This is a genomic window from Nocardia sp. NPDC005746, from assembly GCF_040630785.1.
Lineage (GTDB): Bacteria > Actinomycetota > Actinomycetes > Mycobacteriales > Mycobacteriaceae > Nocardia.
In genome coordinates this window covers 73,904-93,883 of the sequence record NZ_JBEXYE010000022.1, presented here as the reverse complement: position 1 = coordinate 93,883, position 19,980 = coordinate 73,904, and the positions used below count along the sequence as shown (strand labels likewise).

Genomic DNA, 19,980 nt, shown 5'->3' with positions numbered 1-19,980 from the left:
ACGCGCCACAACCGTCGACGGGACGGCCGGCCAGCGCCTATCCTGAGTCACAGGTCCGTCCCTGGCACGGACCGGCTCTCCGCTGCGGACGCATTCACCTCCGGGGGTTGTCTTGATCGACGAGCGGCCGATCGTGTTGACCGATGAGTTCTTCCAGGACCCGCACGCGACCTACGAACGGCTACGCGAGCTCGGGCCGGTCCATCATGTGCGGTTCCCGCACGGCGTGATCGGTTGGCTCGTCACGGATTACGCCACCGCACGGCAGGTGCTGTGCGACCCGACGGTCAGTAAGAACCTGCACGCGGTGGCCGACGACGATCGGCTGGTGGCGGGTGCGACCGTCGCGGATCCGGGCAACAGACGGCACATGCTCAATACCGATCCGCCACTCCACACCCGGATGCGCAAGCTGGTCGATCGGGCGTTCACCCCGGCCGCCGTCGCCGCCCTGGCGCCGCGGATCACCGAGATCGCCGACGAGCTGCTCGACGCCATCACGCCCGGTACGACGGTGGATCTGCTGCGGGAGTTCGCCTTCCCGCTGCCGATCACCGTCATCTGCGAACTGCTCGGCGTGCCCGCCGCCGACCGCTCCGACTTCCAGCGCTGGTCGAGCGAACTGGTCAGTGCGCGGAGTCACGAGTCGAAGACCGATGCCAATGCCCAATTGGCGAAATACCTCGACGATCTGATCGCCGGGCACCGGGCCGAGGGCGGGACCGATGTGCTGTCGGCATTGATCCGCGCCACCGAGGAGGGCGACCGGCTCACCTCCGACGAGCTCCGATCCAACGCCCTGTTGCTGCTCGTCGCCGGACACGAGACGACGGTGAACCTCATCGGCGGCTGTGTTCTCGAACTGCCCGACGATCCCGGAGCCCGGGCCCGGATCGCCACGGATCCGGTGGCCGCCAAGACTTTCCGGGAAGAGGTCCTGCGGTTCCACAGCCCGGTCAATATCGCGACCTTCCGCTACACGACTGCGCCGCTCACCCTCGGTGAGGTCCGCATCGAGCCCGGCGAGTTGCTCATGGTGTCCCTCGGAGCGGGCAATCGCGACCACACCCGCTTCGACGAGCCCCACACCTTCCACGCCGACCGAATCGACAATCACCACATCGCCTTCGGCTACGGAGCCCACTTCTGCCTGGGCGCGTCGCTGGCGCGGCTCGAGGCCGATATCGCCCTGGCCCGGCTGCTCGCCCGGTTCCCCGCGCTCACCGTCAGGGAGCGCGAGCGGTTGCGCTGGCGGCCGAGCCTGGTCATCCACGGTCTCAGCGAACTGCCGGTCACCTGCCGCTGACCGATCGGGTGGATGGGACACTGTCGGGACCATTCACCCGATCCGGCGAGGAGGACCCGGCGCTGTGCCGAAGATCCGGGCGGCGACCGTCGCCGAACACCACGCGGCCCAGCGGCGCGCGCTGCTCGACGCGGCGCGGGATGTGCTGACGGCCGGGCAGGTGCCCACGCTGACCGAGGTGGCGACACGGACCGGACTCGCGCGGCCCAGCGTCTACCAGTACTTCAAATCGCGCGACGACTTGCTGATCGCGGTGCTGGAGGACGCGTTCCCGCGCTGGAGCGCGCGCATCGCCGAGCAGATGGGCCGGGCCGCGAATCCGGCGGAGCGGGTGCTCGAATACATCACCGCCAATATCGATCTCGTGGTGGAGGGCGAGCACGCCGTGGCGCGGGCGCTGGCATCCGCCCTGCCGAACAACGACATGGCCGGGCGCGCACGGCAGTTGCACGATGGGCTCACCACACCGCTCACGGCCGCGCTGGCGGAGCTGGGCGCGGCCGATCCGGAGCTGACGGCCGAGCTGGTGAACGCGATCGTGCACGCCGCGACCCGGATGGTCGAGGCCGGCACCGAACCGACGGTGGTCGACGCGCGGGCGCGGGAGCTGGTGGCCCCGTACCTCGCGGCGCTGACGAGCTAGCGGGCGCGGGGTCTACGGCAGGATCGAGTCGACGTAGCCGCCGTCGACCCGCAAGGCGCCGCCGTGGTGGCCGAGGCGAACGGGGAGCTGAGGTAGACCACCATGTTCGCGATCTCCTCGGGCTCGATGAGGCGCTGGATCAGCGATTGCGGGCGGTGGGCGCGCATGAACTCGCGCTGCGCCTGATCCCACGGCAGTGCGGGGTCCACCAGCTGGTAGACGAAGTCCTCCACCCCGGCGGTGTGCGTCGGCCCGGCGATGACCGAGTTGACCGTAACCCCGGTTCCGGCAGCGTCTTTCGCGAATCCCCGCGACAACGCCAGCAGCGCCGTCTTGGACACGCCGTAGTGGATCATCTCCTCGGGAATCACGATGGCCGAGTCGCTGGCGATCTGCAGCGCGCGACCCCAGCCCCGGTCGATCATGCCCGGCAGATAGGTGCGGATCAGCCGGGCCGCGGCCAGCACATTGACCTCGAAGTAGGTGCGCCACTGCGCATCGGTGATCTCCCGCGCGGGCACGGCCCCGAAGATCCCGAGGTTGTTCACCAGGATGTCGACGGCGGGCAGTTCGTTCAGCAGTCGATCCACACCCTCGGCGGTGGCGACGTCGGCGGTGACGCCGTGCGCGTCGGCCCCGGTGACCCGCAGTGCGGCGACCGCGGACTCGACCCGGTCGGCGGTGCGACCGTTGACGGCGACGCGCGCTCCGCTGCGGGCCAGTCCGGCGGCGATGGCCAGCCCGATGCCCTGGGTGGAGCCGGTGACGAGTGCGGTCTTGCCGGTCAGGTCGATGTTCACGAGCGACACTCCTTCGCGGGGGACGACCGCGCGGCCGCGGTTCGCGCCGTGGCCGAGTCTATGGCCGCGGCCGGAGCCGATCGCGCAGCGAGACGTCGTTCGGCGAGGCGCGCGGGTGCGCGGACAACTAAGGTCACGTCCCAAAAACAGGGAGTACCGCGTGACCACACACACCGAAGCCCGCCCCTACCCGTTCGGGGAGCCGGTCCGGCTCGATCCGCCGCCGCTCGCGGCGAAACTCCAACGTGAGGAACCGATTTCGCGCATCCTGCTGCCGTTTGGCGGCGAGGCCTGGCTCGTCACCCGTTACGCGGATGTGCGCTCGGTGCTCAGCGACCCCCGCTTCAGCCGCGCCGCCACCGTGGGCCGGATGGATGTGCCGCGGGTGCGGGAAACCCCTGCGCTGCCGAACATTCCGACCAGCATGGACCCACCGGAGCTGACCCGGCTCCGCAAACTCACCATGACCGCGTTCACCTCGCGCCGGGTCCAGCAGCTGCGCCCGCGCGCCGAACGCATCGTCGACGAGCTGCTCTCCGCCATGGAGGCCGCGGGCTCGCCCGCCGATCTCGTCGAAGCGCTGGCGTTGCCGCTGCCGGTCACCGTCATCTGCGAAATGCTCGGCGTCCCACCGCAAGACCAGCATCGCTTCCGCGATTTCTCCGACGCGATCATGTCCACCACCGCCGTCAGCGACATGGAGCGCGCGATGGCGTACGCCGCCGTCGCGGGGTATCTGACCGAGCAGATCGCCGTACGCCGCGAACGACCGGCCGACGACCTGCTCGGCGCGCTGGTGGCGGCTCGGGACAACGAGGACCGGCTCAGCGAGGAGGAGCTGATCACCCTCGGCATCACCCTGCTGGTCGCCGGGCACGAGACCACGGCGAACCAGATCGCCAACTTCACCTACGTGCTGCTCACCGAACCGGGCGAATGGGACCGGCTGCACGCCGATCCCGGGCTGGTTCCGACCGCCATCGAGGAGCTGCTGCGCTACATCCAGGTCGGCAACGGCGGCGCGTTCCCCCGCGTCGCCACCGAGGACATCGAACTCTCGGGCACGCTGATCCGCGCCGGGGAATCGGTCTTCGTCGATCTGCAGGCCGCCAATCGCGACGAGACGGTATTTCCCGATCCCGACACCCTGGATCTGACCCGGCATCACAACTCGCACTTGACTTTCGGCCACGGATTCCATCACTGCGTCGGCGCGCAGCTGGCCCGCCTCGAACTGGATGTCACGCTCACCGCGATGCTACACCGATATCCACAATTGCGCCTGGCGGTTCCGGCGGACGCTATCGAATGGAAAACGGGCATGCTGTTGCGTGGTCCGAAGGCGCTTCCGGTGGCCTGGTAGCCAAGCGAATACGCGCTGACCAATACAATAAATCCGACTTATCCCAGCGCGACAACGGCATTGACAGACCAGTCTGTCCACCCGCCCAGATCACACCCCCACACCGTGACTGAATCGCTCTGAGCTGCAAGGCTGTTGAGAGTGACGGCTCACATTGACAGCATCAGCCACGTCCCGATAGCGTGTTGCCATGGCGTTGCGGGTCAGATGACCAACAGCGGATAATTGTCGGGGACGCGCTGTGGGGATTGATTTGTGACTATTTTTCAATGGGTTTCGCATTTGCGCGGAATGACATCATTTCAGTTTGGAAATACACTATGCCATCGGTGATCTCGGCCGTAGTCATCGATGAACTCATTCGCAATGGCGTGCAATGGTTCGTGTATTGTCCCGGGTCTCGGAACGGTCCGATCGGCTTCGAATTGGCGCGGCGCGCCCGGGCCGGGGAGATCGAATTCCAGGTCCGGCTGGACGAACGCTCGGCAGCCTTTGTGGCACTGGGCATCACGAAGGCGACCGGCCGCCCGGCGGTCGTGGTGACCACCTCCGGCACCGCGGTGTCGAACCTGCTGCCCGCGGTCACCGAGGCCAACTACTCGGATCTGCCACTGGTGCTGGTGACGGCGAATCGCCCGCCCGACGTGCTGGGCACCGGCGCGTCGCAGACGGTGGACCAGACCGCGCTGCTCGCCTCGCAGACGCGGCACGTGCAGCAGACCTGGTCCGGCGGCGCGGTCGACGCGACCGCCAATGGCGTACTGCGGTCACAGGTTTGCCGCACCCTGGGCATCGGAACCGGCAAGCTGGTCGGCCGTCCCGGCCCGGTGCAGATCGACGTGCCGCTGTCGTCGGGACTGCCACCGCAGCCCGAAACCTCCTCTCCCGCAGGACGTCCCGACGGCGCGCCGTGGATCGCCATGCCCGAGATCCCGGGTGCGGCGCACCCGGATGCGGTCGAGCTCGACCTGCGCCGGCCCACCCTGGTCATCGCCGGTGACGGCGCGGACCCGGCCGACCTGCCGCCGCTGCCGGTGATGGCCGAGCCGACCGTGGCGGTCGGTGACCGGAAACGCCTGCACCCCTGGGTTCTCGACCAGGTGCGGCCCGAGCAGGTCGTGGTCTACGGCCGTCCGACCCTGCACCGCAATGTCGGCCGCCTGCTGGCCCGGCCGGGCGTGCGCACCGTGCTCGTCTCCGGGGGCGGCGACTGGCTCTACGCCGCGCCGGATATCGAGCTGCTGTCCCGGAATCCGCGCTTCACCGGCGATCCGGCGCCGGTGTGGATCGAGGAACTCGAACACGCCGACGAGACCGTGCGCGACGCCTGGTCGCGAACGATGGCCGAGCCCGCCAACCGCCGCACCGGCGTCGGTGTGGCGCACGCGGTGCTCGGGGCCCTGCGCCCCGGCGACCTGCTGTGGCTCGGCGCGTCCAACCCGATCCGCGACGTCTCGCTGACCGGCCTGATCCCGCCCGGCGTGGACGTGCTGTCCAATCGCGGCGTCGCGGGCATCGACGGAAACGTCAGTGCCGCAACCGGAGCCGCGCTGGCCCACCCCGACCGGCAGGTCGTCGCACTGCTGGGCGACCTGACCTTCGCCTACGACGCGTCCGGATTGCAGACCGGGCGGCTGGAACGCATGCCCGCGAACCTGACCATCGTGGTGTCCAACGACGCCGGCGGTGGCATCTTCGAACTGCTCGAGCAGGGCGACGCCCGCTACAAGCGCGAGCCCTACGGCGACACCTTCGAACGGATCTACGGGACGCCGCAGAACATCGACATCGCCCACCTGTGCCGCGCCTACGACGTCGCGCACACCCCGGTCGAGATCGACGATCTGGCCGCGTCACTGGGCCTCGCCCGCCGGTCCAGCCGACTGTCGGTGCTCGAAATCCCGGTCGCCCGAACCGATCTGCGTGATGTGCACGCCCGCACCCGCCAGGCGGTGGAGGCGGCGTTCGACGCGACCGCCGTCTCGGCGCTGAATCTCGAGCTGGAGCTGCACTCCTGATGCCACACCCATCCGACTCCATACCACTGACTCCCCTACTCGTTCCCGAGGATCCCGACGCCGCGGTCGGCACCGTCCGCCGCGCCATCGAGGTCGCGTACCGCGGTGGCGAGGCCATCGCCCCGATCACCGATCCCGTGCAGGCGCAGGGGCTTCCGCCGACCGTGCCCGCCACCACCGCGGTGGTGCTGTCCACCTCCGGTTCCAGTGGCGTCCCGAAGCGAACCCTGTTGTCCCGCACCGCCTTGGCCGCCTCTGCGGAGGCGAGTTCGGAGCGGCTCGGCGGCGCGGGCGACTGGCTGCTGTGCCTGCCGGCCGGATTCGTCGCGGGCTTCCAGGTGATCTCGCGAGCCACGCTCGGCGGCACCCGGGTGACGACGCTACCCGGCGGCCACTTCGATCCCGCCGCGTTCGCGGCCGCGGCCCGGCGGCTGCCCGCCGGCCGCCGCTACACCTCGCTGGTCCCCACCCAGGTCACCCGGCTGCTCGCCGACGCCGAATCCCGAACCACCCTAGCGGTTTTCGACAAGATCCTGATCGGCGGCGCGCGCCTCGACGACGAGACCGGCCGTGTGCTGCGCGAGCTGACCGACGCCGTGGTCACCTACGGCATGACCGAGACATGCGGGGGCTGTGTCTACGACGGCACGCCGTTACGCGGTGTGCGGGTCGAGATCATCGACGGCATAATCCATCTCGGCGGCAGCGTGGTCGCCGACGGCTATCTCGATGTCGCCGGCGAGCAGCCCTTCTACCGCGAGGGCGGCACCCGCTGGTACCGCACCTCGGACCGCGGGCACTGGTCGCAGGAGCTGCTGGTGCCCACCGGCCGCGTCGACGACCTGATCAACACCGGCGGCGTGAAGGTATCCGCGGTCGCGATCGAACAGGCTCTGACCGGCGTGCCGTGGATCGAGTCCGCGGTGGTCATGGGCGTGCCCGACCGCGAGTGGGGCGAGCTCGTGGGCGCGTATCTGGTGACGCGCCACTCGATTCCCGACCACGACCTGGAGCCGCTGCGCGAGCGGGTGCGGCAGCGGCTGGGCCGGGCCGCGGTGCCCAAGCGCTTCGTTCTCGGCACCGAGCTGCCGTTGCTGGCGAACCAGAAGATCGACCGCCGCGCCGTGCGCGACCGACTGACCACCACCGAATCGGAGCACTCCCATGCATGATCCCGTGCGATTCCGCCTGGCCGGCGCGAACGGCCCGGTAGGCCTGGACGGGCCGCTGATCTGCTATCACAATCTCGCCGAGGCGGAGGCCGCGGTGCGGGCGGGCGCGTACGGCAATGTGGTGGCCGGCGCGATCCCGTTCGACACCGAGCTCGCCGAGTCCTCGCTGTACCTGGGCTGGCGGACCACCACGCCGGACCGGAGCCCGCGGCGTCCCGGCCCGCGTCCGGAGTTCCGCGCCGATGTCGAGTTCAACGACGCCGCGATCGCGGACTATCTGCGCCACATCGACGACGCGCTGGCACTGCTGCGCGCCACCGAGCCCGAGCTGGAGAAGATCGTCATCTCGCGCTGCGAGCGCTACTTCTACGACGGCGTGGTCGATCCGCTCGCCCTCTTCGATCGGATCACCGAGCTGTACCCGAACGCGCGCAGCTACTTCGTCGAGCACCTCGACCACCCGGGCGTGTACACGATGGGCGCGAGCCCGGAGCTGTTCCTGGCGAAGTCCGGCGCCACCCTCACCATGACGCCGCTGGCCGGAACGGTGCTGCGCGACACCCGGCTGCCCGAATCCGCGGACCGCGAACGCGCCCGCACCCTGCTGTTCGACGACAAGTACCTGACCGAGCATCGGCACCTGGTCGACTTCATGGTGAAGGGCCTGTCCGCGTTCTGCCCGGACCTCGACTATCCCGACGATCCCGAACTGGTGACCGCTCCGGGCCTGTGGCACTTGGGAACTCCCATCACCGCTCGCCTGCTCGACCCGGACGTCCCGGTGACCGACCTGGTCGCCGCACTGCACCCCTCCCCCGCGGTGTGCGGGGTGCCGCAGGCCGTATCGCGGCGCATGATCGCCGACTACGAACCTGCCCGCGCCTACTACGGCGGCCTGGTCGGCTGGATCGACAGCACCGGCGACTGCGAGTTCCACATGGCGCTGCGCGGACTCGAATTGGATTCGCACCGCAGCGATCTCACGCTGCGCACCGGCGGCGGCGTGGTGTCGCGCAGCCGGATCGACACCGAGTTCGCCGAGACCTCGGCCAAGCTGGCGACCATGCGCCGGGTGCTGGGGATCCCGTGATGCGTGACGCGGTCATCGTCGCGGCGGTACGCACGCCGATCGGACGGGGAAAACAAGGCGGCGCGCTCGACGGCGTGCACCCGGTGGACCTGATGGCGCACAGCCTGCGCGCCGTGGTCGAACAGGCCGGCATCGATCCGGCGCTGATCGACGAGGTCATCGGCGGCGTGGTCAGCCAGGTCGGCGAACAGGCCACCAATGTCACCCGGCGCGCCTCGCTCGCGGCCGGGTTCCCGGAATCGGTGCCCGCCAGCACCATCGACCGGCAGTGCAGCGCCAGCCAGCAGGCGCTGCGCTTCGCCGCGCACGCGGTCATCGCCGGAGACTGCGACCTGGTGGTGGCCACCGGCGTGGAGTCGGTGAGCCGGATTCCGATGGGCACCAGCCTGCTCGACGTGGACAACCTCACCGGATCGGCGTTCCTGGAACGCTATCCGCAGGGCGTGCCGTGGCAGGGCATCAGCGCCGAACTCATTACCGCGCGTTGGGGATTCGGGCGCGGCCAGCTCGACGAGTACGCGCTCGAGAGCCACCGCCGCGCCGCCGCGGCCACGAAGCGGGGTGGATTCGACGCCGAACTGACCCCGCCGATCAACGGCCTGGCCCGCGACGAGACCATCCGATTCGACGCCTCCGCGGCCGGACTCGCCGCGCTGTCGCCGTCGTTCTACAACGAGGCCATCGCCCAGCGGTTCCCGGAGATCGCCTGGCACATCACCGCGGGCAATGCCAGCCAGCTCGGCGACGGCAGCGCGGCGGTGCTGGTCACCACCAGCGAACACGCCAAGCGACTCGGGCTCACCCCGCTGGCCCGGATCCGCAGTCACATCGCGGTCGGCGACGACCCGTTCCTCATGCTGACCGCCGTGGTGCCCGCCACCGAAAAGGTGCTCAAGCAAACGGGATTGACGCTGGACGACATCGATCTCATCGAGATCAACGAGGCGTACGCCAGCGTCGTCCTCGCATGGGCGCGCGAAACCGGGGCCGACCTCGACCGGGTCAACGTCCACGGCGGCGCGATCTCGCTCGGGCATCCGCTCGGGGCCAGCGGGGTGCGGCTCACCGCCACCCTGGTGCACGCACTGCACGAACGCGGCGGCCGCTACGGCCTGCAGACCATGTGCGAATCCGGCGGTCAGGCCAATGCCATGATCCTGGAAGCGCTCTGACGCAGCCCGCACATCGCGCGCCGCGCCCCGCTCAGTGCGCGGCGCGGGCAGCGGCCAGGATCGCGGCGATCGCCGGGTGGCCCCCCCCGACCAACGCGAACGCCGCGGCGAGGGTGTCCTCGTAGGTGGTGCGGGCCTCGCGGTATCGGTCGCGTCCGGCGTCGGCGAGCACGGTGTACACGCCGCGCTTGTCGTCGGGACACAGGTCGCGGTAGGTGAAGTCGGCCGCGTTCAGGCGGCCGACCAGCCGGGTCACCGAACTCTGGTTCAGGCCCAGCTTGTCGGCGAGTTCCTGCATGCGCAGTTCGCTGTCAGGGGCCTGATCGAGGAAGCTCAGCGCCCGATACTCCGACAATCCGAGCCCGTGACGACGCTGCAGGGCCGTCGCGAGGCGGCTCTCCACCTGCGCGTGCAGGATCAGCATGCGGTTCCAGAGTTGGGCATCCGCACCGGTTTTCACGCTTTTCGCCTGCGACGGCATCGACTCACTCCCTCGATCTGGCGGTGTCCGGACGAGACGTCGGCCACCGGGGCTTGACACAAGTTTACATGTACATGCATTCTCTTCTTCGCGAGCATTTACTTGCACGTACATACAATCACATGAAGGGTGCAGCTCCCATGGCTTGGGTCTATCTGCTGATCGCGTCCGTGTTCGAAATCGTCTTCGCGCTGGCGACCAACGCCACCCACGGGTTCACCGTCCTGGGCCCGTCCCTGCTCACCGCAGCGGCCGCCGCGGGCGGGATCTTCTTCCTCGGTCTGGCCCTGAAATCCCTCGACGTCGGCGTCGGCTACACGGTGTGGACCGGCATCGGGTCGGTCGGCACCGTGCTGTTCGGGGCGGTGGTGTTCGGCGAGGAGTTCACCCCGGCCAAGGTCCTGGCCTTCGTACTCATCATCGGCGGCGTCCTGGGCTTGAAGATCGCCGACAAGCTCACCGGCGCTCCCGCCTGATTCGACGACTCACGTTCCCGTTCCACCCTTTTCGAGGAGAAACCGTCATGTCCTGGGTATACCTGCTCATCGCCGCCGTCTTCGAGGTCGCCTTCGCGCTCGGCACGAATGCCACCAAGGGGTTCACCCGCTTGTGGCCGTCGGTGTTCACCCTGGCCGCCGCCGCGGCGGGGATCTACACGCTCAGTCTCGCCTTGCGCACCCTCGATGTCGGGGTGGGGTACACCATCTGGACGGGCCTCGGCTCGATCGGCACCGTCGTCCTGGGTGCGCTGATCTACCACGAGAAGATCAATGCGCCCAAGGTGATCGCCTTCGGGTCCATCATCGCCGGGGCGCTGGTCCTGCGGCTGGCCGCCTGACCTACCCGAGCAGGTAGGCCGGGGTGTTCGGTGGGCCGGACTTGGTCACGAACTCGTGGCGCAGGCGGTGGAACGGGGAGGCGGGATCGAACACCTCCTCGGTGAGGTGTTCGAGCTCCTCGGAGCGGTACGCCGCCAACGGTTTCACCGCCTCGTCGGCCGCGCGGCGGCGCTGCTTCTCCCGGAGGCGGACGGGCAGGCCGGGGTCGGTGGCCAGGGCGGCGGCCGTGTGCCGGACCCAGGTGCGGAACTCGGCGGGATCGCCGGGCACCACGTGATCCACCAGGCCCAGCGCCGCGGCGGCGCGGGCGCCGATCGGGAGCGCCTCCCCCGTCAGGCGATCCGCGCACTCCGCGCCCACCCGGCGCGGCAGGGTGTAGGTCCAGTACTTCGACCTGCGCAGGCCCGACACCCGGTAATGCGGGTTCAGGACCACCGATTCGCGGCACCACACCTCGTCGGCGGCCAGGGCCAGCATCACCCCGCCCGCGGCGGCATTGCCGGGCAGCGCGGAGATCACGAGCTTGTCGGTCGTGGTGAGAATGGCCTCGACCAGGTCGTTGAAAGCGTTGATATTGCGCCAGGATTCGGCGGCCGGATCGGGGGCCGCCTCGATCACATTGAGCTGGATGCCATTACAGAAGAAGTCGCGAGCCGGACCCAGCACCAGCACCTTCACCGCACGGGTGCAGGCCAGGCGGTAGGCCTCCAGCAGGCGTTCGCACTGGCGGGTGCTCAGAGCGCCACCGGCATAGGTGAATCCGAGGTAGCCGACCTCGTCGTATTCGTAATATCGCAGCTCCGACCAGGTGACGCGCACGGCCGCCTCACAGGGACTCACCGGTACGTCGGGAATGCCGGCGAGCGCTTCGGGGCCGAGCACGTCGGTGGCGGGCAGTTTGAAGGTGGGCGGGCCATCCGGGCGCGGGCAGGCCCGCAGCTGCGGGATCCACACCGCGCCATCCACGGTGGCCCGGCAGATCGCGCCGTCGCGGGTGGCGATCACCCGGCCCGGCACGCCGCGCAGCCGGTCCTCCAGATGACCGCCGTAGAGGAAGTACTCGCCGCCGTACAGCTCGTCGAGCACGCCCGGATTCGAGTCGGCGGCACGGAGTTTGCGCAGCACGGTGGTGGTGCTGTCGTGGGCCCAGTCGATGCGGCGGAAGTACTGGGCGTAACGCGGGTGCGGCGGCGCGATCACCTCGGTACGCGGGTCGATCGGTGCGGCGCCGTGCTGTTCGAATCGGTCCAGCGCGCGCAGCAAGGCCGCCACCGCGGCGTCGGCGACCTCGGTCCGATACAGCTCGCTCTTGGAGCACATGCGCATCGGGAAAGATTCCGATGCCCAGACCGGACCGGGCGCGTCACCGGCGCGCTGCACGGTGACGCTCCACGACGCGGCATTGGCGCCGATCGCCCAATCCAGTGACGACGGACCGTGATCGCCGTCCGGCCCCGGCCGCACGACCAGCACCACGTGCCGGGCGCGCAGATCCGCCGGGACCGGTTCGGCGAGCATGAGCCCGACGATGAGGTCGGGCCCGAAGGCCGCCGCCCCGGCCCTGATCGCGTCGTCACCGAGCGCCAGTTCCACCCCGATGAGATGACCCCGCCCGGCCAGCTCGATCCGGATGCGCTGCGTCAGGCTGTCGAAGGCGCCGGCCACGAGCAGGATTCGCATCGGACTTCTCCCCTTGAAACACGGCTCAGCGTTGAGCCAGCTAACTACTTCCATCTAGGAATAATGGACGAATCAGCGCTTGACAAGTTCCGGGATCAAGCTTTTACCAAAGGAAATTCAGAACGGAAGCACCCTGCCTCTGCTGGCGCATCGATGCGATCAGGTGGCGCAGCACACAATTAGTTATCGAATCAGCAGCTGGTCGGGACCGGATCCCCGCGGAAACGCGACTCCACGTAGTTCCAGGCGTCCGGGAAACCCGCCACCGCCGTGGTCATGTGCTCGGCGATCTCGAAGGGCCGGAACACCACCGGCGCGCCCGCCTTGCAGTAGTGGTCGGCCACCTCGGCAACCGGATCGAAGGCCGTCAGCTCGTCGAAACGCCCCTGCCAGAAGTAGGTCGGGGCAGTCGGGTTGCCGGGGTGATAGCGCAGGCTGTTCTCCCGCAGCACCTCGTGCGCCACCGGAGAGTCCATCAGACTCTTGGACGCGGCCATCTGATCGGCGCTGCGGAAGGCGCCGTGGAACAACAGGAAGCGGCGGCAGGCATCATGGGTGAATTCCCGGAACCACAGCCCGTTCTCGTTGAGCTGATCCGAGATCGGCAGACGGTCCGGATACTCGCGCTCCAGCCCCATGGCCGCGGCGAAGGCCAGGCCGAAGCCCGGGTGCGGGGCGAAGCCCAGCGACAGCGCCATCTGCTCCAGGTCGGCCGGAATGCCGCCCGCCACTACGGCGTCCAGCTTCAGATCGGGGGCGTACTCCGGCTGCAGGGCCCCGGCCCACGCGGTCGCCATGCCGCCGCCGGAGTACCCGGCCAGCGCCACCCGCGAATTGCCCAGCCCCAGCTCGGCGACCTTGCGGACCGCCTTCACACTGTCCAGGGTGACCATGCCGCTCAGCTTCGCCGCACCGTAGGCCACGTTGGGGCCCAGGTAGTCCGGCATGGAGATGGCCCAGCCGCGCCCGATCGGCAGCATGGCGCCCGCGCCGTCCTGCAGTTCGCCGTTGAACAGCGAGCGCGACGGGTTGCACTGCGAGCCCAGGGAATTGATCAGGGCCTGATAGGAGACCAGCGGCGGGTTCTTGACGCCCTTGGGCATCAGCACCGTGGTCATGCCCAGGATCGGCTGACCCTGGGAATTGGTGGAACGGAAGGCGACCTGCCAGCCGTCGGTGCCCACATACAGGCCCGGGTCGATGCTGCGGGTGCGGACCACGTCACCGGGCGCGAAACTGCCCAGATCGGCAGGCGGGTTGTAGAAAGGATCGGAATCCTGTGTGGGATAAAGGGGTTGAGCCGATACGGGGGCACACACCGCCCCCGCGGTCAGGATGCTCAAGGCCAGGACCACCGCCCTGGCGGATACTGCGAACAACGACGTTCCCTCACACTTCAGCCGTTCGAGTCTCGCGCCCCCGACTGCACGTGAACGAACGGTCGACCAACAAGCAACGGATTGGCATGCGGCACAGCCGCGCCCATGAACCGGGAGAGGACAGACAGCAAGCCTCTCGCGAATCGTACAGTGACGCTACAGCTAACCTGGTCCAGCGTCCAGGCATACGGACAAACGAGGCATGAAGTGTCAGCCGACAGTCCCACTCAGTAGACGATCGAGCCCACCGATCAGGAAAACGACCTGGTCTTCGTATAAATCGGAGAGCTCCTGCGCGGGCGGCGGAGTCGCACCCGGATGCCAGTCGTCGGCTCGGCTGAGGGCCTGCAGGAAACCCATGAGGGCAATAGCCCAGCGAGCTTCCAGCCGATCGGGATCCGAAGCCGGGAAGGCGCGGCGCAGCTGGACGTGCAGCTGATCGGGCAGATCCTGCTCGGCGGTCGTCAACGCCGGATGCGAGAGTAGCGAGAGCTGGGTGACGATCTTGATCCAGCGCATGCCGCGAGTCCGATGCGCCAGCAGCAGGTCTCGATACGGCTCGGTGACCGCGCGCACCAGCGTCTCCGCGGTCGGCGGCTCCGGGCGGGCCGCCAGCGCGTCGGCATTGGCGCGAATGCGGTCACGCACCACGGCGCCCAGATCCAGCAGCACGGCGGCGATCAGATCGTCCTTGGTGCCGAAGTGGTAGTTGACCGACGACGGACCCAGACCGGCCGCGGCATTGACCGCGCGCACCGACACCGCGTCCACACCCTGGGCGGCGAACAGGCGCTCGGCGGTCTTCACCAGCCGGGTGCGGGTCGCATTGCCCTGGCGGTTCTGCATCGGGACGGTCACGCCACGAGCTTCGCACATCGACGGGGCGGGCCCGTCAGCACGGGGTACACAAGTGGATCGACAGGCCGATTTCCGGACGCCGAAACCGCCCATTATCGGGATGTGATCAGTGCTTCCACCTCAGTTTTCGAATCATGCCCACTCACCGGGACGACACCATTTCTGGATCAGTTGATCCAGGTTTACTCGGGGAACCGCTCCGGGCGACGAAGCCCGGCGCACTGGGTAAGGAGATCCCGCATGTGGACCGCTGAATCGATGAAGTTCGGGGCGTTCCTGGCCCCCTACCACCCCCTCGACGCCGACCCGGCCCTCCAGCTGCGGCGCGACATCGATCTCATGGAACACCTCGACCACCTCGGCTTCGACGAGGCCTGGATGGGCGAGCACCACTCCACCGGCGCCGAGATCGTGCCCGCGCCCGACGTTTTCATCGCCGCCGCCGCCGAACGCACCGAACGCCTGCGCTTCGGCACCGGCGTCATGTCGCTGCCCTACCACCACCCGCTGGTCACCGTGGACCGCATCACCCAGCTCGACCTGCAGACCCGCGGACGCCTCATCTTCGGCACCGGGCCCGGCAAGATCCCGCTCGACGCGCACATGATGGGCATCAACCCCTCCGATCAGCGCCGCCGCCAGGGCGAGGCACTCGAGGCAATCCTGGCGCTGCTGCGCGGCGAGGTCGTCAATATGACCACCGACTGGTTCACCCTGCGCGACGCGCGCGCCCAGCTGCCCACCTACGATCCGGCCGGGATCGAGGTCGCCACCGCCTCCACCATCTCCCCCAACGGGTCGGTGCTGGCCGGCACCCACGGGCTGTCGCTGCTGTCGCTGGCCGCCAGCTCGCCCATGGGATTCGAAGTGCTGGACCGCAATTGGGGCGTCTACGAGAAGGCGTGCGCCGAACACGGGCACGTCGCCGACCGGTCGCGGTGGCGGCTGGTCAACCCGATCTTCCTGGCCGAGACCCGCGCGGAGGCCGAGCGCGCGGTGAGCCGGCGCATCGGATCCATGGCCGCCTACGTGAACCGGCAGACCGGCGAGAATCCGGCCTGGGCCGACACGCCCAAGGGAATCATCGACCAGTGGCGCAATGACAACCTCGGCGAATTCGGGCAGGCCATCATCGGCACACCAGACGAGGCGATCGAGCGGATCGAGAAGCTGATCGAGAAGACCGGCGGCTTCGGCACCATGCTCGTGCTGCACGTGGACATGGCGAGCTGGGAGGACACCAAGCGCAGCTACGAGCTGTTCGCCTCGGAGGTGATCCCGCACTTCAAGAATCGCAACCGCCGCCGCGAGGACAGCCTGCAGTACGCCGCCGACAACCGGGAACTGCTGATCGGGCAGCTGGTCACCGCGATCACCAAGGCCCACACCGACTACTACGGCGAAGCCGCCGCGACGGGAGCCTGACACCATGCGCGCCACACAGTTTCTGAACGGCGAGTTCACCGCCACCGAGGTGGCCGAGCCGCCCGCCCTCGGACCCGGCCAGCTGCGCATCGCGGTCGCCGCGTGCGGCATCTGCGGCAGCGACCTGTCGATGTCCAAGGACCCCTGCCGATTCGTGCAGGTGGCCACCGACAGCGGGTATCCGCTGGCGACCTTCGACACCGAGCGGCCGGTGGTGCTAGGGCACGAGTACGCGGGGACCGTCAGCGAGATCGGTTCCGGTGTCACCGATTTCGCGGTCGGGGACCGGGTCGCCGGGATCGGGCTGGCCACCGAGACCGTCACCGGGATTCCGACGATCATCGGCTACTCCAACGACTATCACGGGGCGTTCGGCGAGAGCATCGTGGTGGACTCGTGGTGGGTGCGGCACGTGCCCGACGGGTTGTCGCTCGAGCACGCCACCTTGGCCGAGCCGCTGCACGTGGGCGAGATGCATGTGCAGCAGTCAGGGCTGACGCCCGAGGACTCGGCGCTGGTGATCGGCTGCGGGACAATCGGGCTCGGGGCCATCATCGCGGCCAAGGCGCGCGGGGCGCGACTGGTGGTCGCCTCCGAACCCTCGCCCAAGCGCCGCGAGCTGGCGCGGGCGGTCGGGGCGGACATCGTGGTCGATCCGAACGAGCAGGATCCGATCGCGGCCTGGATGACGGCGGTGGCGCAGCAGGATTCGGTCGTCGGCCAGTCCGGCACCGGCATTCTCATCGCCTTCGAATGCAGCGGGCGCGCCGGGATCCTCGGCACGCTCATGCGGACCATGCCGTTCAATTCCCGCATCCAGGTGGTGGCCGCGCCGTTCGCGGACGAGCCGATCATTCCGGTGGTGGGTCAGTTCCGGCGGATCGCCATCAATTTCGGGCACGGGCCGTACGAGAACGCCTACGAGATCACCCTGGAGCGACTGGCGTCGGGGCAGATCGACGCCGAGGCGATCATCACCGGCCGCGTCGGGCTCGACGGCGTGGCCGAGGCGTTCACCGCGCTGCGGGACCCGGAGGAGCACGTGAAGATCCTGGTGCTTCCGGGCCGCTGAGCTGCCGATTCCGTCCGATCCGGGGGTGGAGGGCGACATGGGTTGGGGCCCTCCACACCGGGATTGGCTAACGTCCAGCGATTTCGCGACAAAGCGCCCCGGAGCGGGTCCGCCAGTTCCGCCACGTGACAGGTTATTCTGGCGAAATGTCGGCAAACAATGCTGTTGGGGAGGACGTGGCTAGCACGGGCGAGGCCCAGGTGATTGCCCTGTGCAATCAGAAGGGCGGCGTCGGAAAGACCACCTCGACGGTCAATTTAGGTGCCGCGCTTGCCGAGTGCGGACTGCGGGTGCTGCTGGTCGATCTCGACCCGCAGGGCGCGCTCTCGGCGGCCCTCGGCGTGGCCCACCACAACCTGGAACTGACCGTCTACGACCTACTCGGCCGCAGCGCCCCGCCCATCGACGATGTCCTGATCAAGACCGCCGTCACCAATCTGCATCTGCTGCCCAGCAATATCGACCTCTCCGCCGCGGAGATCCAGCTGGTCAACGAAGTCGGCCGCGAACACTCCGTGAGCCGGGTGCTGGACCCCGTCCGCGACCGCTACGACTACATCCTCATCGACTGCCAGCCGTCGTTGAGCCTGCTCACCGTCAATGCCCTGGCCTGCGCCGACGGCGTCATCATCCCCATGGAGTGCGAGTTCTTCTCACTGCGCGGCCTGGCCCTGCTCAACGACACCATGGAAAAGGTGCGCGAACGCCTCAACCCGCGCCTCGAACTGTCGGGAATCGTGGTCACCATGTTCGACTCCCGGCTGCTGCACTCGCGCCAGGTCCTCGACCGAGTCGCCGACACCTTCGGCGAACGCCTCTACGACACCATGATCTCGCGCACCGTTCGCTTCCCCGACTCCACCATCGCCGGCGAACCCCTCACCACCCTGGACCCCAAATCCAAAGGCGCCGAGCAATACCGCGAGCTAGCCCGCGAATTCCTCAAGCGCTCCGGCCGAGACGCGGCCCAGTCCTCACTGCCGTTTCCGCAGTAGACGGGCCGTGCGATAACGGTGGTGCCGTGGTCTCCCCTCCGGAGCACGACACGCACCGGCTCAATAGTTGTCGCCGAAAGCGGCCCGCTGGGCGCGTTCCAGCCAGCCGCCGAACAGCCTGCCCAGCAAGGGAACCGGGACGCCTGCGGCATCGTCCGGACCGGCGACCGACAGCAGCCAGGCGGGCATGAAGCGCAGGGTCCACAGCGGGGCCGTACTTCGCATGTGGTTCTCGAAGCCCTTCCACGTGGGCTCGTCGAGGACGCGGGCGAGGCGGCCGAGCAGTTCGCGTTCCTCGTCCGCGGCGTGCGCGGCGAGTTGACCGCGGACGGCGGTAGTGAGCTCGGACAGGCGGTTGGCCGCCGCGGAGTCGGAGACCGGCGTTGCGCCGAACTCCTGCCACGCGCTCAGCAGGGTGGCGAGCTCGGAGTGTTCCGCAGCAAGGATTTCCAGGGCCCGTTCATCGGCGCCGGCGTCACGCAGGCGCGGCCACAGGAACTCGTCCTCGCCCTCGTGGTGATGATGGATCACCGTGGCAACCTTGCCCATGTAAGCAGCCAGCGCCTTGGCGCGCGCCGGATTCGGCGTCGTCGCCAGGTCCAGGGCGGTCCGCTGGACCCGATCCAGATCTCGAATCATGGCCCGGTGGGCCAAGAGCATGGTCTTGTGACCTCGGGGCAGACCGGCAACGGATGACACGGGCATGATGGCTCCTCGACATGTGGCAGTGACGCCACGTCCCGACGCTACACTACACTCATAGTGTCGGACACTGCAGACATAGTGCAAGGAGGAGTGATGTCCCGCCGGGAGCAGGTACTGAACGCGGCGATCGAGGTCCTCGCGACCGAAGGCCCCCGAGGGCTCACCTTCCAGGCCGCCGACAAGGCCGCCGCCGTCCCCGCCGGCACCGCCTCCAACTCCTTCCGCACCCGCGACGCCCTCCTCCTGGGCATCGTCACCCACCTCGTCGAACTCGATCGCCACGACTGGGAAGTCGTCAGCGGCCTACTCCGCCCCGACACCCCCGCCGCCCTCGTCGAAGCCCTCACCGCCATCACCCGCCACGCCCTGGGCCCGGCCCGCAGCCGAACCCTGGCCCGCTACACCCTCTTCCTCGAAGCCGTCGCCAACCCCGACCTCCTCGAACCCCTGGCGATCGCCCGCACCACCATCACCACGTGGCTCACCCCCTGGCTCGAACGCCTCGGCTCCACCACCCCCGCACCCCACTGCCGCACCCTCCTCGACCACCTAGACGGCCACATCCTCCACCAAATCACCTGGCCGGAACCGAAATTCGACCCCGAGCCAGGGATCCGAGCACTGGTGAACGGCCTACTGACCAACCCCTGACAGCGCCGAACACTCAGGGTGGAAACACATTCCGCTTCTAGATGCGCTGCCTACCGAGCAGTCTCGCCTGCTCGACCTTCAGGTGGGCGAACCGATCTCTGGTGTACTCGTGCAATTCCCGGGCTGGGCTCCGCCAGGCGCGAAGTCCGAATGGAAGGCATCGAAGGTCCGTTGATTCGCCTCCATCAGCGCGAGAAGCGGGGCCATAGAACTCGCTCAGCTGCTGATTGATTTGCACAAGTCGGGCCTGCCGTTGGCCCAGACGAAGTCCGTTCATACGTGGCCATATAGCCGACGAATGCCAACCCGACGGTCATCACCACAGTGACCA

General features: G+C 68.5%; 18 protein-coding genes and 1 pseudogene. 13 read left to right on the top strand and 6 right to left on the bottom strand.

All coding sequences use genetic code 11. The features are described from left to right. Positions 1 to 133: 133 nt before the first annotated feature. Positions 134 to 1,306: a cytochrome P450 gene (locus ABZ412_RS30920; protein ID WP_357287208.1), complete on the top strand. Its 1,173-nt coding sequence runs from the start codon at positions 134 to 136 to the stop codon at positions 1,304 to 1,306. Between the two features lie 64 nt (positions 1,307 to 1,370). Continuing rightward, positions 1,371 to 1,949, top strand: a complete 579-nt coding sequence (locus ABZ412_RS30915; protein WP_357287205.1) for a TetR/AcrR family transcriptional regulator — start codon at positions 1,371 to 1,373, stop codon at positions 1,947 to 1,949. Positions 1,950 to 1,961: 12 nt separating this feature from the next. Here ABZ412_RS30915 and ABZ412_RS30910 read toward each other — a convergent pair. Continuing rightward, positions 1,962 to 2,749 (bottom strand): annotated as a pseudogene (locus ABZ412_RS30910) (SDR family oxidoreductase). A gap of 160 nt (positions 2,750 to 2,909) precedes the next feature. Here ABZ412_RS30910 and ABZ412_RS30905 point away from each other — a divergent pair. From ABZ412_RS30905 to ABZ412_RS30885, 5 genes are all read left to right on the top strand, one after another. Next, the gene (locus tag ABZ412_RS30905; RefSeq protein WP_357287203.1) at positions 2,910 to 4,112 is read left to right on the top strand and encodes a cytochrome P450; all 1,203 of its coding nucleotides are present in this window, start codon (positions 2,910 to 2,912) and stop codon (positions 4,110 to 4,112) included. Between the two features lie 329 nt (positions 4,113 to 4,441). Continuing rightward, positions 4,442 to 6,130, top strand: a complete 1,689-nt coding sequence (gene menD / locus ABZ412_RS30900; protein WP_357287200.1) for a 2-succinyl-5-enolpyruvyl-6-hydroxy-3-cyclohexene-1-carboxylic-acid synthase — start codon at positions 4,442 to 4,444, stop codon at positions 6,128 to 6,130. After that, entirely contained in the window at positions 6,130 to 7,302 is a 1,173-nt protein-coding gene (locus ABZ412_RS30895; RefSeq protein ID WP_357287197.1) for an AMP-binding protein, read from the top strand. The genes menD and ABZ412_RS30895 overlap by 1 nt, the downstream gene beginning before the upstream one ends. Continuing rightward, positions 7,295 to 8,392, top strand: coding sequence for a chorismate-binding protein (locus ABZ412_RS30890; protein ID WP_357287194.1), 1,098 nt, complete (start codon positions 7,295 to 7,297; stop codon positions 8,390 to 8,392). The genes ABZ412_RS30895 and ABZ412_RS30890 overlap by 8 nt, the downstream gene beginning before the upstream one ends. After that, positions 8,392 to 9,564 (top strand): thiolase family protein, encoded by a 1,173-nt coding sequence (locus ABZ412_RS30885; protein WP_357287191.1) that lies wholly within the window; start codon positions 8,392 to 8,394, stop codon positions 9,562 to 9,564. The genes ABZ412_RS30890 and ABZ412_RS30885 overlap by 1 nt, the downstream gene beginning before the upstream one ends. A 31-nt stretch (positions 9,565 to 9,595) precedes the next feature. On the opposite strand, the gene ABZ412_RS30880 is transcribed toward ABZ412_RS30885, so the two are convergent. Then, positions 9,596 to 10,045 (bottom strand): MarR family transcriptional regulator, encoded by a 450-nt coding sequence (locus ABZ412_RS30880; protein WP_357287188.1) that lies wholly within the window; start codon positions 10,043 to 10,045, stop codon positions 9,596 to 9,598. Between the two features lie 140 nt (positions 10,046 to 10,185). Here ABZ412_RS30880 and ABZ412_RS30875 point away from each other — a divergent pair, with 140 nt between their 5' ends. Continuing rightward, on the top strand, positions 10,186 to 10,521 hold the full coding sequence (locus ABZ412_RS30875; protein ID WP_357287186.1) for a multidrug efflux SMR transporter: 336 nt from the start codon (positions 10,186 to 10,188) through the stop codon (positions 10,519 to 10,521). A gap of 47 nt (positions 10,522 to 10,568) precedes the next feature. Beyond that, positions 10,569 to 10,883 (top strand): multidrug efflux SMR transporter, encoded by a 315-nt coding sequence (locus ABZ412_RS30870; RefSeq protein ID WP_357287184.1) that lies wholly within the window; start codon positions 10,569 to 10,571, stop codon positions 10,881 to 10,883. 1 nt (position 10,884) lies between these two features. On the opposite strand, the gene ABZ412_RS30865 is transcribed toward ABZ412_RS30870, so the two are convergent. The 3 genes from ABZ412_RS30865 to ABZ412_RS30855 all read right to left on the bottom strand — a co-directional run bounded on the left by ABZ412_RS30865 (position 10,885) and on the right by ABZ412_RS30855 (position 14,801). Further along, positions 10,885 to 12,564 (bottom strand): enoyl-CoA hydratase-related protein, encoded by a 1,680-nt coding sequence (locus ABZ412_RS30865; protein ID WP_357287182.1) that lies wholly within the window; start codon positions 12,562 to 12,564, stop codon positions 10,885 to 10,887. 191 nt (positions 12,565 to 12,755) lie between these two features. After that, a complete protein-coding gene (locus tag ABZ412_RS30860; protein WP_357287246.1) occupies positions 12,756 to 13,913 on the bottom strand; it encodes a lipase family protein in 1,158 nt (385 codons plus the stop codon). Positions 13,914 to 14,153: 240 nt separating this feature from the next. Continuing rightward, the gene (locus ABZ412_RS30855) at positions 14,154 to 14,801 is read right to left on the bottom strand and encodes a TetR/AcrR family transcriptional regulator (RefSeq protein ID WP_357287180.1); all 648 of its coding nucleotides are present in this window, start codon (positions 14,799 to 14,801) and stop codon (positions 14,154 to 14,156) included. Positions 14,802 to 15,041: 240 nt separating this feature from the next. On the opposite strand from ABZ412_RS30855, the gene ABZ412_RS30850 reads away from it, so the two are divergent. From ABZ412_RS30850 to ABZ412_RS30840, 3 genes are all read left to right on the top strand, one after another. Further along, a complete protein-coding gene (locus ABZ412_RS30850) occupies positions 15,042 to 16,226 on the top strand; it encodes an LLM class flavin-dependent oxidoreductase (protein WP_357287178.1) in 1,185 nt (394 codons plus the stop codon). Between the two features lie 4 nt (positions 16,227 to 16,230). Then, complete coding sequence (locus tag ABZ412_RS30845) at positions 16,231 to 17,298, top strand: alcohol dehydrogenase catalytic domain-containing protein (protein ID WP_357287176.1); 1,068 nt, start codon at positions 16,231 to 16,233, stop codon at positions 17,296 to 17,298. 146 nt (positions 17,299 to 17,444) lie between these two features. Continuing rightward, positions 17,445 to 18,293, top strand: a complete 849-nt coding sequence (locus ABZ412_RS30840; protein WP_357287174.1) for a ParA family protein — start codon at positions 17,445 to 17,447, stop codon at positions 18,291 to 18,293. A 60-nt stretch (positions 18,294 to 18,353) separates the two neighbouring features. Here ABZ412_RS30840 and ABZ412_RS30835 read toward each other — a convergent pair whose 3' ends face one another. After that, on the bottom strand, positions 18,354 to 18,998 hold the full coding sequence (locus ABZ412_RS30835; RefSeq protein WP_357287172.1) for a hemerythrin domain-containing protein: 645 nt from the start codon (positions 18,996 to 18,998) through the stop codon (positions 18,354 to 18,356). Between the two features lie 93 nt (positions 18,999 to 19,091). On the opposite strand from ABZ412_RS30835, the gene ABZ412_RS30830 reads away from it, so the two are divergent. Further along, positions 19,092 to 19,649: a TetR family transcriptional regulator gene (locus tag ABZ412_RS30830; protein WP_357287170.1), complete on the top strand. Its 558-nt coding sequence runs from the start codon at positions 19,092 to 19,094 to the stop codon at positions 19,647 to 19,649. Positions 19,650 to 19,980: the final 331 nt, after the last annotated feature.

Coding starts and splice junctions, on each gene's coding strand:
- ABZ412_RS30895 (WP_357287197.1), top strand. CDS start 6,130: ATGCCACACCCATCCGACTCCATACCACTGACTCCCCTACTCGTTCCC.
- ABZ412_RS30890 (WP_357287194.1), top strand. CDS start 7,295: ATGCATGATCCCGTGCGATTCCGCCTGGCCGGCGCGAACGGCCCGGTA.
- ABZ412_RS30885 (WP_357287191.1), top strand. CDS start 8,392: ATGCGTGACGCGGTCATCGTCGCGGCGGTACGCACGCCGATCGGACGG.
- ABZ412_RS30880 (WP_357287188.1), bottom strand. CDS start 10,045: ATGCCGTCGCAGGCGAAAAGCGTGAAAACCGGTGCGGATGCCCAACTC.
- ABZ412_RS30875 (WP_357287186.1), top strand. CDS start 10,186: ATGGCTTGGGTCTATCTGCTGATCGCGTCCGTGTTCGAAATCGTCTTC.
- ABZ412_RS30870 (WP_357287184.1), top strand. CDS start 10,569: ATGTCCTGGGTATACCTGCTCATCGCCGCCGTCTTCGAGGTCGCCTTC.
- ABZ412_RS30865 (WP_357287182.1), bottom strand. CDS start 12,564: ATGCGAATCCTGCTCGTGGCCGGCGCCTTCGACAGCCTGACGCAGCGC.
- ABZ412_RS30850 (WP_357287178.1), top strand. CDS start 15,042: ATGTGGACCGCTGAATCGATGAAGTTCGGGGCGTTCCTGGCCCCCTAC.
- ABZ412_RS30845 (WP_357287176.1), top strand. CDS start 16,231: ATGCGCGCCACACAGTTTCTGAACGGCGAGTTCACCGCCACCGAGGTG.
- ABZ412_RS30840 (WP_357287174.1), top strand. CDS start 17,445: ATGTCGGCAAACAATGCTGTTGGGGAGGACGTGGCTAGCACGGGCGAG.
- ABZ412_RS30835 (WP_357287172.1), bottom strand. CDS start 18,998: ATGCCCGTGTCATCCGTTGCCGGTCTGCCCCGAGGTCACAAGACCATG.
- ABZ412_RS30830 (WP_357287170.1), top strand. CDS start 19,092: ATGTCCCGCCGGGAGCAGGTACTGAACGCGGCGATCGAGGTCCTCGCG.